9 protein-coding genes are annotated in these 12,553 nt (G+C 70.5%); 6 read left to right on the forward strand and 3 right to left on the reverse strand.

Translation table 11 applies throughout. From position 1 onward, the window contains the following. Window positions 1-77 precede the first annotated feature (77 nt). Both MUG95_RS10595 and MUG95_RS10600 read left to right on the forward strand, forming a co-directional pair. Window positions 78-692 (forward strand): class I SAM-dependent methyltransferase, encoded by a 615-nt coding sequence (locus tag MUG95_RS10595; protein ID WP_247006551.1) that lies wholly within the window; start codon window positions 78-80, stop codon window positions 690-692. A 126-nt stretch (window positions 693-818) separates the two neighbouring features. Further along, window positions 819-2,237 (forward strand): MATE family efflux transporter, encoded by a 1,419-nt coding sequence (locus MUG95_RS10600; RefSeq protein ID WP_247006553.1) that lies wholly within the window; start codon window positions 819-821, stop codon window positions 2,235-2,237. A 26-nt stretch (window positions 2,238-2,263) separates the two neighbouring features. On the opposite strand, the gene mutS is transcribed toward MUG95_RS10600, so the two are convergent. From mutS to MUG95_RS10615, 3 genes are read right to left on the reverse strand one after another with little or no spacing between them, the layout of a single operon-like run. Continuing rightward, a complete protein-coding gene (gene mutS / locus MUG95_RS10605; RefSeq protein ID WP_247006555.1) occupies window positions 2,264-4,951 on the reverse strand; it encodes a DNA mismatch repair protein MutS in 2,688 nt (895 codons plus the stop codon). 54 nt (window positions 4,952-5,005) lie between these two features. Continuing rightward, entirely contained in the window at window positions 5,006-6,370 is a 1,365-nt protein-coding gene (gene thiD / locus MUG95_RS10610; RefSeq protein WP_247006557.1) for a bifunctional hydroxymethylpyrimidine kinase/phosphomethylpyrimidine kinase, read from the reverse strand. 47 nt (window positions 6,371-6,417) lie between these two features. Next, on the reverse strand, window positions 6,418-7,422 hold the full coding sequence (locus MUG95_RS10615; RefSeq protein WP_247006559.1) for an AIR synthase-related protein: 1,005 nt from the start codon (window positions 7,420-7,422) through the stop codon (window positions 6,418-6,420). 102 nt (window positions 7,423-7,524) lie between these two features. Between MUG95_RS10615 and MUG95_RS10620 the strand changes: the two genes are divergently transcribed. The 4 genes from MUG95_RS10620 to MUG95_RS10635 are packed head-to-tail and all read left to right on the forward strand — an operon-like array spanning window position 7,525 to window position 12,522. Continuing rightward, a complete protein-coding gene (locus MUG95_RS10620) occupies window positions 7,525-8,649 on the forward strand; it encodes a thiamine ABC transporter substrate-binding protein (protein ID WP_247006561.1) in 1,125 nt (374 codons plus the stop codon). Continuing rightward, window positions 8,622-10,436 carry an ABC transporter permease gene (locus tag MUG95_RS10625; RefSeq protein WP_443984540.1) on the forward strand — a complete coding sequence of 605 codons (1,815 nt, stop codon included), beginning with the start codon at window positions 8,622-8,624 and terminating at the stop codon, window positions 10,434-10,436. The genes MUG95_RS10620 and MUG95_RS10625 overlap by 28 nt, the downstream gene beginning before the upstream one ends. Then, window positions 10,424-11,482, forward strand: a complete 1,059-nt coding sequence (locus tag MUG95_RS10630; RefSeq protein WP_247006565.1) for an ABC transporter ATP-binding protein — start codon at window positions 10,424-10,426, stop codon at window positions 11,480-11,482. The genes MUG95_RS10625 and MUG95_RS10630 overlap by 13 nt, the downstream gene beginning before the upstream one ends. Then, window positions 11,479-12,522 (forward strand): AIR synthase-related protein, encoded by a 1,044-nt coding sequence (locus tag MUG95_RS10635; RefSeq protein WP_247006573.1) that lies wholly within the window; start codon window positions 11,479-11,481, stop codon window positions 12,520-12,522. Before MUG95_RS10630 ends, MUG95_RS10635 begins: the two co-directional genes overlap by 4 nt. The last annotated feature ends 31 nt before the right edge of the window (window positions 12,523-12,553 follow it).

The raw sequence follows: 12,553 nt of genomic DNA on the forward strand, positions 1-12,553 counted from the left end.
CCAGTCCAGTCTTACGGTCGTGTGCGCCCGTGCGGACAACCGAGGTATCTTACCGTCCGCGTCACGTCGGCTCCGACATGGACTCCGAGGAAACACACCGCAGTTGGGCCGACCGGTCGGGGGAGTACTCACCCGCCTACTACGCCGAAATCGGGGCGAACGAAGTCACCGACACGATTGCGACCGCGCTGTCGTACTACACCCACGAGGACGCCGCCATCCTCGAAGTCGGCTGTAGCTCCGGCCGCCATCTGGCCCGTCTCCGTGAGGAAGGGTTCGAGGACCTCACCGGCATCGACATCAACGACGAATCGTTCGAGGTGATGGCGGACCACTTCCCGGCACTCGCCGACACGGGCACGTTCCACACGGGAGCCGTCGAGGACATCGTTCCCGAGTTCGACGACGGCGCGTTCGACGTCGTCTACTCCGTCGAGACGCTCCAGCACATCCCGCCGGAAAACGAGTGGGTGTTCGCGGACCTCGCCCGCGTCACGAGCGACCTGCTCGTGACCGCCGAGAACGAGGGGAACGGCCCGCAACGCGGTCCGGACGAGAGGGTCAACTACGTCCACGGCGAGTTCCCGCTGTACTATCGCGAGTGGAAGCGCGTGTTCACCGACCTCGGCTTCGCGCAAGTGCTGTCCGAGCCGACCAACCGCGACACCATCCGCGTCTTTCGGACGCCCTGACCTCGACACCGATTCTACCGGTCGACTCGGGTGCCCCCGGTGTTCTCTTTTCCGAGCGGACGCCGCTGGCTCGCTTCCCGCCGTCGATGACGACAACCGTATGCCGGTGCCGTCACAACCGGGACCGTGCGTCGACTCCGTGCAGTCGCTCGCGTGGTGGCCGGACTGTTGGCGAGTGCGGGCGTCATCGAGCGGTCGCGGCTCCGCGAAACGGTCGACCTCGCGTGGCCTCGGATTCTCACCGGCTTCGCCATCATGTCCAAGCGGACGGTCGACCTCGCCGTCGTCGGCCTCGCGGTCGGTGCCGACGCCGTCGCCGGCCTCACCGTCGCCAACGCCTACTGGGTCCTCGGCAAACTCGCGTTCATCGGCCTCGCCGGGGGCACGCTCACGATGGTCTCCCAGAACTACGGCGGCGAGGAGCGCGACCGCGCCGCAGTGGTCGTCTTCACGAGCCTGCTCGCCGCGGGCGGGCTGGCGCTCGTCGTCGTCCCGGTCTTCGTTCTCGTCGCCGAACCGCTCGTGGCGACACTCAGTAGCGGCCCCTCGGTCACGGGGTTCGGCGTGACGTACCTCGTGGTCGTCGCCCCGGGGCTGGCGTTCGAGGGCCTCAACCTCGTCGCGTCCCGGACCTACGCCGGCGTCGGTGACACCGTGACGCCGATGACGGTCCGTGCGACGGGGGCCGCCCTCAACGTCGTCCTCAGCGCGACGCTCGTGTTCGGTGCCGATCTCGGCGTTCTCGGCGCTGCACTCGGGACGACCGTCTCGACGGCCATCGTCGCGAGCGTCTTCGCGTGGGGACTCACGGGCCGCACCATCGCCGGACGCGGTGCCTGCCCGGTCCCGGTCGGCCGGGCGACGATGCCGCGCGCGGACCTGACGTGGCAACTCCTCACGGTGTCGGCACCGCTGGTCGCCCGCCGGGTCGCACAGGGCGTCGTCGTGTTCCCGCTGTTGGCCGTCGCGTCGTCGTTCGGGTCGGTGACGCTCGCCGCACTCGGTGTCGCCCGGCAGGTCAGGCAGTTGCTCAACAGTTTCGGCTGGGGGTTCTCCATCGCCGCCTCGACGCTGGTCGGCCAGTCGCTGGGGGCCGGCGACGAGTCGCTCGCGGCGGTGTATGGCCGGGAAATCACCGCGCTCTCGCTGGTCGTCTACGTCCTCGGTGCGGCACTGGTCGTCGCCCTCGCGCGCCCCATCGCGGCGGTGTTCGTCGACGGGACTGCCGTCGGACCGACGGCGACGTTCGTCGCCGTGGCCGCGGTCAGTGCCGTCGCCCTCGGTGTCGACGGGTCCGTCACCGGGACCCTCCGAGGTGCGGGCGATACGCGCGTCCCGTTCGTGGCGACGCTGGCCGGCCTCTACCTCGTCACCGTCCCCGTCGCCTATCTCGGGGTCTACACTCCGCTCGGGAGCGTGGCACTGCTGGCCGCACTCGTCGCCGAGACGGCCGTCCCGATGGTCGTCAACGCCCTCCGGTTCCGAACCGGGACGTGGAAAGTCGTCAGCCGCGCCTACCGGCCCGCGTCCGAACCGCTGGAGTGACCGTCGCGAACGTCGGAGACGACGGCTCAGTCCTCCAGTCGGTCCTGCCACGCCTGCACTTTCGCCATCAACTCGACGGGCGGCGTCTCGTTCACGTCGGTGTCCCGGAGTTCTTCGAGGACATCTTCGGTCGCCGGGTCGAGTGTGGCCGTCGTGTCGCCGCCGTCGGCCGTGGCGTCCGCGCGGAACTGTCCCGAGTCGAGGTCGAAGACGACCTGCTGTGTCTCCCCGTCGCTCCCGTGAACGTCGATTGCCTCGTCCTCGCGGAGTCGGTTCAACACCTCCCGAGAGCGGTCCACTACCGGGTCCGGGACGCCCGCGAGGTTCGCGACGTGGACGCCGTAAGAACGGTCTGCCGGGCCGTCCCGGACCGTTCGGAGGAACGTCACGTCATCGTCGGAGCGTGGCTCTGACGAGCCTCCGGTCGCGCCGCTCCCGGAGACGCCGTCCGACTCGTCGGCGACCGCCACGTGGACGTTGTGGACGCCCTCCAGTCGGTCGGCCAGTGCCGTCAGTTCGTGGTAGTGGGTGGCAAAGAGCGTCTTCGCGCCGACCTGTCTGACGAGGTACTCCGTGGCGGCCCACGCGATCGAGATGCCGTCGTAGGTAGCCGTGCCGCGGCCCACCTCGTCCAGAATCACGAGCGAATCCTCGCTCGCGGAGTGGAGGATGTTCGAGAGTTCCTGCATCTCGACCATGAAGGTAGAGCGGCCCTGTGCGAGTTCGTCCAGCGCGCCGACGCGGGTGTAGATGCCGTCCACGAGGCCGACGCGCGCGGCGTCGGCGGGGACGAAACTCCCCACCTGCGCCAGCAGGGTGATGAGCGCGGCTTGGCGCATGTAGGTGGATTTCCCGCTCATGTTCGGGCCGGTGACGACGAGGAACCGACGGTCCTCGTCCATCCGCAGGTCGTTGGGGACGAACGAGGTGGTCTGTTCGACGACCGGATGCCGGCCGCCGCGCACGTCGAGTTCCCGCTCGTCGGTCAGTTCGGGACGCGTCCAGTCGTTGTGGACGGCGTGGGTGGCGAGACTGCCCAGCGCGTCGAGTTCCGCGAGCGTCCGCCCGGCGTCTTGGAGGACCTGTGCGGCGTCGGCCACCCGCGCTCGCAACTCCCGAAACAACTCGTACTCCAACTCGCCGCGCTGTTCTTCGAGGCGCAGTATCTCGCGCTCCTTCTCCTCCAGTTCGGGGACGGTGTACCGCTCTGAGTTCTTCAGTGTCTTGACCGGTTCGTACTCGTCGGGCACCTTCTCCGTCTCGCTCTTGCCGACTTGGATGTAGTAGCCGTCCGTCTTGTTCCGGTCGACCTGCAGGTGGGTGATGCCGTGGGCGCGCTTCTCCCGGCCGTCAAGCGTCTCGACCCACTCCTTCGCGGCCTCGTGGCGGTCGATAACCGCGTCCAGTTCGTCGTCGTAGCCCGTCCTGAACAGGCCGCCCTGCGTGACCGTACTGGGTGGGTCGGCGACCAGCGCGTCGTCGAGTTCGGCCGCCAGCGCGGCGGCCCGGTCGCGGTCCGTGCCCGACACCACGTCGGCGAGCGGCGACTCGGCGAGGCGGTCGGTGTTCTCGACGACGCCGGCGACGCGCGGGAGGAGTGCCAGCGTCTCCTGGACCCGCCGCAGGTCCCCGGCGTCGGCACTCCCAGAGGCGGCACGGCTGGCGAGGCGTTCGAGGTCGTACGCCTCGCCCAGCACCTCCCGGAGTTCCTCGCGGGCCATCGCCGCCTCGGCCAGCGCGGCGACACAGGACTGGCGGCGCGTCAGTTCGCCCCGGGCCCGACGGGGGCGTTGGAGCCACTCCCCGAGCAGGCGACCGCCCGCGCTCGTGACGGTGTGGTCGACCGTCGCCAGCAGGGACCCCTCGCTCTCGCCGCGCATCGTCTCGGTGAGTTCGAGGTTGCGCCCCGTCGTCGCGTCGAGTGCGACGTGGTCGGCCGCGCCGTAGGTGGTGAGGCGAGTGATGGAGGCAAGCACGCCCTGTCCCGTCTCCTCGACGTACGAGAGAACGCCCCCGGCCGCCCGAATCGCCGCCTCGTCGTCCGCGATGCCGACGCTCTCGGTGGCTTCGTCCCCGAACTGCTCGCGGACGGCGTGGCGGGCACGTCCGGGTGCGAACGCGTCGGCGGTGTGGAGCGAGAGCGTCGCGTCCGTCCGGTCCCGGATGCGGTCGAGGAGCGCGTCGTCGGTCCGCACGCCCGGCCCGGGCAACACTTCCGCCGGGTCGAACTTGTACAACTCCGTCAGCAAGTCGTCCGCCGCGTCCTCGCCGCCGTCCAGACTCGTCACGCGGAAGGTACCCGTCGTCACGTCCGTCACGGCGACGCCGTAGCCATCATCGGCCCGGACGATGGCCGCGAGGTACTGGGCGTCGGCGGCGTCAGTCTCCAGTAAGGTCCCCGGCGTGACGACGCGCGAGATGGCGCGCTCGTGGCCGGTCTCGGTCTCGTGTTGGTCGGCCACGGCGACCCGGTACCCCCGCTCGACCAGTGCGGTCAGGTACGGGGTCAGGTCGTCCACCGGGACGCCCGCCATCGGGTACGACGACCCGTGCGAGGACTTCTGTGACACCTTCAGGTCGAGTTCCTCGGCCACCGTCTCGGCGTCCTCGCCGAAGAACTCGTAGAAGTCGCCACACTGCATCGCCAGCAGGTCCGCGTCGCTCTCCTCCCGCAGGGCGAAAAACTCCCCCACGATGCCCGTCGCCTCGGTCATACTCCCCCTGCACGCGACATCGGTAAAACCGTGACGGGTCCGTCCCGTCTTCGGTCACTCCAGCGCGTCAAGCAGGGTGAACGCCCGGTCGACCAGCGTCTCGGCGTCGGCGGCCAGCAGTTTCACGATGGCCTCCTTGCCCACCTCGCCGCGGTCCGCGACGGCGACGGGGGTCGAATCGGCGCGCTCGAAGGCCCGCCGCGCACCCCACTGCTGGGTCGACCCCTCGCTCTCCTTGACCGCCGGCGGTTCCTCGCCCCGGTCGAACTCGACCACCGGCCCCGCGAGCGCGTCGAATGCCGCCGCCACCTCGTCGTCGAACCGACAGTTGACCGCGAACCGCAGGTCGGCGTCGAACTCCCGACAGGTCACCAGAAATCGGGCGACGTGACTCGACGCGCCGAACCGCACGCCCCGGTTCGGCTGGACGCCCGAGAGCGTCCGGGTAATCCTGCCTTCGACGGCGGCGGTCTCGGCGGCCCGCTCCGCGTACGGCGTCGCGCCGACGACGTTCATCCCCACTTCGGGGACGAGCGGACCCACGTCTCGGTCGACGAACGCCTCGACGATGCCCTCGACGGCTTCGGCCGTCGGCTGGCGTGCGGCGCGTTCGCGCGTCTCGACGAGGTGGTGGACGCTCCCGGGTCCCTCCCCGACGTCGAGCGGGTAGCGGACGGCCCGGGTCAGTAGGTCCACGCCCGAGGCCACTGCCGTCCCGAGGTCGTCGCCGTGGGCGAGTCGTGCCGCGATGACACCCGACAGCGTACACCCGGACCCGTGGGTCGCCGTCCCCTCGACGCGTTCGTGACGGAACGTCTCGACCGTCTCCGCGGTCACGAGTACGTCGATTACGTCCTCGGTCTCGGCCCCGATGTGGCCGCCCGTGACCAGTGCGGCGTCGGCACCCATCTCGACCAACTGCTCGCCCGCCCGCTGGGCGTCGTCTCCGGTCTCGGGGGTCACGTCCGTGAGGACGGCCGCCTCGTCGGCGTTCGGCGTCACGAGCGTCGCCTCGGCCAGCACGTCCTCGTACGCTCGCTCCGCGTCGCGTTCGAGGAGGCGGTCGCCCGAGGCCGCGACCATCACCGGGTCGACCACGAGGTTCCGGAGGTCCGGCGCGTACTCGCCGACGAGTTCGACTACCTCGTCCGTGCCGAGCATCCCGGTCTTGACCGCCCGCACGTCGAAGTCGTCGAGCACCGCATCCATCTGTGCGGATATTTCCGATGTGGGTACCTGGTGTGTACTCTCGACGCCGCGGGTGTGTTGGGCGGTGACGTTCGTGACCGCGCTGGTCCCGAACGCGCCGCAGGCCTCGAACGTCTTCAGGTCCGCCTGAATCCCCGCACCGCCGCCCGAGTCGCTCCCGGCGACGGTCAGCGCGACCGGTGGCCGGTCGGGTGCCGGTTGTCGTGTCATGGTCGCACGGACGGACGGCACGTACTAATGATTCTGGTTCCCGCGACTCACTCCCCGTCCGCCAGTACCGCCCAGAGGGGGTCCGTACCGGGGTGGGCCGTCTCCGTGTCGTCGACTGCCAGTCCGGACCCCGAAACGACCGTTCCGGCCTCGGCCGCCGGGATACCCGCGCCGTCGAGTGCCGCGAGGACCGCATCGACCTCCGCGGGGGCGACGGTCACCAAGAGCGCGCCCGCACCGAACGATGTCCACGGGTCGATGCCGACGGCCGCACACACCTCGGACACGCCCGGTCGGACCGGAATCGGGTCCGTCGTGACCTCGAAACGCGCGCCAGCGGCGGCGGCCATCTCGGCGAGGCCACCGAAGACGCCGCCCGCGCCTGCGGCGTGCATCGCCGACACCGGTCCCGTCGCGACCGTCAGCGCGTCCCGCACGACGCTGGCCTCCCGGAGTCTGTCGCTCGCGGCGTCGACCGTCGTCTCGTCGAGTGCGTCGCCCAAGCGTGGGGCCGCCAGCCTCGACAACAGGCCGGTCGCCCCGACGGCCGGCCCCTTCGTGACCACGATTCGGTCGCCGACGCGCGCGCCGTCGGGCCGTACCACGTCGGCGGTGTCGCCCACGCCGATGACCGTTCCGCTCCCGACCATCGGGTAGGCACACCCTTCGTACCGGCCGGTGTGTCCGGTGACGACCGAGACACCGAGGTCACGGGACGCCGCGTCGAACGCCGTCCAAACCGTCTCGAACTGCTCGTCCGTCGTCTCGGGCGGGAGGGTGAACTCGACGCCGAGGTGGGTCGGCGGCAGGCCCGACACCGCCGCGTCGCTCACGAGGGTGTGGAACGCGAACCGCGCCGCCCGCTCGAACCCCAGTGCCGGGAGGACGACCAGCGGGCCAGTACTCGTCACGACGGCCCGTCCGTCCACGTCGAGGACGCCGAAGTCGCCGCCGTGGTGCGGGTCCAGCGACACGTCGGTCCGGTCGGCCCCGAGGTGGGGCGCGACGTGGTCCGCGAAGAAGTCCCGGTCGACCGGTCCGAGGTCGGACATGGACGTGGTATCACCGAGTCGTACTTATCGGTGGCGGTGGTCTCTCCCGGCGATGGCCCCGTATCGGTGCGCTTATCCACCACTCGGTTATTTTATCGGGTAATGAAGCGACGAACCTACCTTCGACGGACTGGCGCGGGCGTTGCGGGCGCGGCGTTGCTGGCTGGCTGTAGTAGCACCGACGAGAGCGGGTCGCCAGACGGCTCGGACGGCAACGGCGGGACGACGACGGGGACGGCGACGGGAACTCCCGGCGAACCGAGCGGGACGCTCACCGTCGCCACGTACTCCTCGTTCACCGGCGAGGACACGGCGGGCGCGTGGCTCAAGTCGGCCTTCGAGGAGGAGTACGCCGACGTGACCGTCGAGTTCACCACGCCGGACAACGGCATCAACCAGTTCGTCCAGCGGAAACAGCAGGGCGCGCCCGTCGAGGCGGACGCCTACGTCGGCCTCAACACCGGCGAACTCGTCCGCGTGGACGAGCAACTCGACGAGCAACTGTTCGTCCCCGTCGAGGACCAACTGGAACGGGCCGACACCGTCGAGGACTCGCTCCGCATCGACCCCGACGGCCGGGCGATTCCCTACGACACGGGGTTCATCTCGCTGGTCTACGACGAGGACGAGGTGCCGGACCCCGAGACGTTCGACTCCCTGCTCGAACCCGAGTTCGAGGACGGCCTCATCGCCCAGAACGCCCAGCAGTCCGACCCCAGCCGGGCGTTCGTCCTCTGGACGGTTCACGAGTACGGTCCCGACGAGTACCTCGACTACTGGGACGGCCTCGTGGACAACGGCGTCCGCATCCTCTCGGACTGGGAACCGGCCTACAACGCCTACACCAACGAGGAAGCCCCGATGGTCGTCTCCTACTCGACCGACCAAGTGTACTACCACGGTGAGGGCGTCGACATGTCTCGCCACCAAGTCGGCTTCCTCGACGACCAGGGGTACGCCAACCCCGAGGCGATGGCCACCTTCGCCGACTCGGACAACCAGCGACTCGCCCGCGAGTTCATGAACTTCGCCCTCACCGAGGAGGCACAGGCCGAAATCGCGGTCCGGAACGTCCAGTTCCCCGCCGTCGCGGGGGTCGACCCCGGCGGCGACTTCGGCCAGTACGCGCTCCGTCCCCCGGAGCCGGTAACGTTCACCTACGACGAACTCGCAGGCAACGTCGGAACGTGGATAGACGACTGGGCGCGACAAGTCGTCAGCGGGTGACCGGGCGGACGCTCGACCGCCTCGCGCTCCCAGCGGGCGTCGTCCTGACACTCGCGGTACTTGTCGTCGTCTTCTACTACCCCGTCGGGAGCGTCCTCGCCGCCGCCGTCAGTGACGACGGTGGACTCTCGCTCGCCCCGCTCCTCGCGGTTCTCGGTGACCCGTTCTACACCGGCGTCGCACACCACGTCGTCACCGACCCGCTCTCGATTCCCGGCGGCGTCGCCGAGTGGGTCCGCGCCGGCCCCTCGCTGCCCTCGTTCGGCCTCCTCGGGTTCACCGCCTATCAGGCGGCCCTCTCGACCGGTGCCAGCGTCCTGCTCGGCCTGCCCGGCGCGTACCTCCTCTCCCGCTACGAGTTCCGCGGCCGGGCCACGCTGCGCTCGCTCACGATTCTCCCGTTCGTCCTCCCCTCCATCATGGTCGCCGTCGGCTTCATCGCCATGTTCGGGCGAACCGGCGTCTTCAACGACTTGCTCGGTCTCGTGGGTCTTGGCCCGGTCAACCTGCTGTTCACGCTCGAACTCGTCGTCCTCGCACACGCCTTCTACAACGCACCGCTGGTGATTCGACTGGTCACGGCGGCGTGGGAGGACGTGGACGCTCGACACGTCGAGACGGCGCGAGCGATGGGTGCCTCGCCCGTCCGTGCGTTCTGGGACGTGGTGCTCCCGCAGTTGCGGCCCGCGCTGTTGACCGCCGCGCTGCTGACCTTCCTGTTCACGTTCATGTCGTTCCCCATCGTCCTCGCGCTGGGTGGCCTCCAACTGGCCACCGTCGAGGTGTGGCTCTACGCCCGGGTGCAGAACCTCGCGCTGACGGAGGCGGCGACGCTCGGAGTCATCGAGACGGCGATTTCGCTCGCGCTCACCTACCTCTATCTGCGCTACGAGGCACGCCAGACGGCGACGCGAGCGGGCGGTCCCAGTCTGGAGCGGCGCGCGTTGCTGGCCGGACGGGCGACGCTCCGGGACCCCCGCCGGGTCGCGCTGCTGGGCTACGGCGTGGTCGCACTCCTCGTGTTCGTCGGGCCGCTCGCCAGTCTGCTCGCCGAGAGCGTGACCGGTCCCAACGGCGCGTTCACCACGGCCTACTACGAGTTCCTGCTGGAACAACAGGCCGCCACCGTCTCGGGGACGACCCGGCCGCTCCCCGCCGTCCGCAACTCGCTCGTGTTCGCCGCCGGGACGCTGCTCGTCGCGGTGCCGATGGGTGTCGTCGTCTCGCTGGTCGCCACACGGGGCGGCCGCGGGAGCCGTCTCGCCGAGGCCGGGTTGACCGCACCGCTGGCCGTCAGCGGCATCGTCGTCGGTCTCGGCCTGCTCCAAGTGCTCGTGTTCGGGACGGTGCTGGCCGGCCGACGCTACACCGTCACCGGACCGGTCGCCATCGTGTTGGCCCACGCCGTGGCGGCTTACCCGTTCGTCTCCCGGAACGTCACGCCCGCGCTGGCGAGCATCGACTCACAATTGGTCGCGGCCGCGCGGTCGCTCGGCGCGACGCGACTGCGGACGCTCGTGGACATCGAACTCCCGTTGATTGCGGCGGCCGTCGTCGCCGGGGCGGCGTTCACCGTCGCCATCAGCGTGGGGGAGTTCGACTCCACCGTCCTGCTCGCGGAGGGCGTCGAGAGCTACACCATGCCGGTCGCACTGGAGCGGTACATCGGCAACCGCTCGCTCGGGCCGAACCTCGGCCCCGCGACGGCGATGGGCAGCATCCTCCTGTTCGTGACAGCCGCCAGTTTCGTAGTCATCGACCGCGTCGGGGGACGGTGGCAACCGTGAACTCCGGCGTCGAACTCGACGGCGTGTCCGTCCGCTACGGCGACGTTCTCGCACTCGAAGACGTATCGCTGGCCGTCGACCCGGGCGAGTTCTTCACGCTCGTCGGCCCCTCGGGGTGTGGGAAGACGACGACCCTGCGGGCAATCGCCGGCTTCGAGACGCCGAGTTCGGGCACGGTCCGCATCGGCGGGCAGGACGTGACTGGTGTCCCACCCGAAGACCGCGACGTGGGTGTCGTCTTCCAGAGCTACGCCCTGTTCCCGCACATGAGCGTCCGCGAGAACGTCGGCTACGGCCTTCGCTTCCGGGACCCACCCGGCGGCGTCACCCCCGAGGAGCGCGTCGACGAACTGCTCGAGTTGGTGGACATGGCGGGGATGGGCGAGCGCGACCCCACGGCACTCTCGGGCGGCCAACAGCAACGCATCGCGCTTGCACGCGCGCTCGCGCCCGGTCCGGACGTACTCCTGCTGGACGAACCGCTCTCGGCGTTGGACGCCAGCCTCCGCGAACGCCTCCGGGTGACGGTGCGCGCCATCCAGCAGGAACTCGGGATTACGACGGTGTACGTCACCCACGACCAGACGGAGGCACTCGCCATCAGCGACCGCGTGGCCGTGGTGTCGGACGGGCGTATCGAACAGGTCGGAACGCCCGAGACAGTCTACCGGGACCCCGCCTCGCGGTTCGTCGCGGAGTTCGTCGGCGACAACAACCTGCTCGACGGCGAGGTGACGGGAACCGACCCGCCCCGCGTCGCCGTCGCCGACGCCACGATACCGCTCCCCGCGTCGGCCAGCGTGTCGGCCGGCGAGTCTGTCACCGCCGTCGTCCGCCCGGAACACGTCCGTCTCGACGGCGGCGAGGCGGGACTCGACGCGGCCGTCACCGGCGTCGAGTTCCTCGGCGACGCCTACCGCCTCCACTGTGAGTGGGGCGACCGGTCGTTGCTGGTGAAAGCGAGCGACCGCGTCGCCGTCGGCGAGCAGGTCCGACTCGGCATCGACCCGGCGGACGTTCGCCTCCTCCGTGAGGGTGGCGGATGACCGGGGAGCGCGGCGGGAGCGACGACCCGGCCCCGAGTCTGGGCAAGGTCGACGCGTCGTTCTTCGAGCGCGTCATCTACCCCCACCTCGGGACCGACCGGGCGGACGTGACGGTCGGCCCACAGCACGGCGTCGATTTCGGCGTCCTCGAACTCGGGGACGCCGCCCTCGTCGCCGCGACGGACCCCCTCTCCGTCCTCCTCGAACTGGGCACAGAGCGGGCGGGTCGCCTCGCCCTCGACATCGTGACGACGGACGTGGCCGTCTCCGGCGTCGCCCCCTCGCACGCGACGGTGACGCTCACGCTCCCGCCGGGGATGGACGACGGGACGGTGGCCGACATCTGGCGGGCGATGGCGACCCACGCCGCCGACCTCGGTATCGCCGTCACCGACGCACACGTCGGCCGCTACCCCGGCGTCACCGCGTCGTGGGTCGGCGGCGCGACGGTGTTCGGGGTCGGCGACCCGGCCGCCGTGGTGCGACCCGACGGCGCGACCCCCGGGGACGCACTCGTGGTCGCCACCGGCCCCGCTGCGGAGGTGGCGGGCCTGTTCTCGTGGCTGTTCCCCGACGAGCTCGGCCTGTCGGACGCCGACCTCGCGGCCGCACGGGACCGCGTCGACGACATCGCGGCGACGGCCGACGCCATGGCGGCCCACGACACCGGGGACGTGACCGCCATGCACGACGCGACGGAGGGCGGCGTCCACGGCGGGCTGGTGGAGATGGCCGACGGTGCGGGTGTCCGCTTCGAGGTCGACACGGACGCCGTCCCGCTGGCACCCGGCGTCGAGGCGGTCTGTGACGCCGTGGGTGTCGACCCGTGGCGGGTCACGAGCGCGGGGACGCTCCTCCTAACCGTCGCGCCCGCGGACGCCGAGGCGGTGGTCGCCGCCCTCGAAGCCCGCGGGACGCCCGCCGGCGTCGCCGGGACCGTCACCGAGGGGGAGGGCGTCTACGTGGACGGTGAACGCGTCACGAAACCCCCGATGGACGCCTCGTGGGCGGCGATGGCCGACCTGCGTGGCGAGGACTGACGGGCCGCCCGCCGCTCGCGGTCCGATGCGT

The organism is Halorientalis litorea, assembly GCF_023028225.1.
GTDB classification, from domain to species: Archaea; Halobacteriota; Halobacteria; order Halobacteriales; family Haloarculaceae; genus Halorientalis; species Halorientalis litorea.

What these genes read in the sequence shown, in the direction of transcription:
- thiD (WP_247006557.1), bottom strand. Translation starts at nt 6,370, where the DNA reads ATGACACGACAACCGGCACCCGACCGGCCACCGGTCGCGCTGACCGTC.
- MUG95_RS10615 (WP_247006559.1), bottom strand. Translation starts at nt 7,422, where the DNA reads ATGTCCGACCTCGGACCGGTCGACCGGGACTTCTTCGCGGACCACGTC.
- MUG95_RS10620 (WP_247006561.1), top strand. Translation starts at nt 7,525, where the DNA reads ATGAAGCGACGAACCTACCTTCGACGGACTGGCGCGGGCGTTGCGGGC.
- MUG95_RS10595 (WP_247006551.1), top strand. Translation starts at nt 78, where the DNA reads ATGGACTCCGAGGAAACACACCGCAGTTGGGCCGACCGGTCGGGGGAG.
- mutS (WP_247006555.1), bottom strand. Translation starts at nt 4,951, where the DNA reads ATGACCGAGGCGACGGGCATCGTGGGGGAGTTTTTCGCCCTGCGGGAG.
- MUG95_RS10635 (WP_247006573.1), top strand. Translation starts at nt 11,479, where the DNA reads ATGACCGGGGAGCGCGGCGGGAGCGACGACCCGGCCCCGAGTCTGGGC.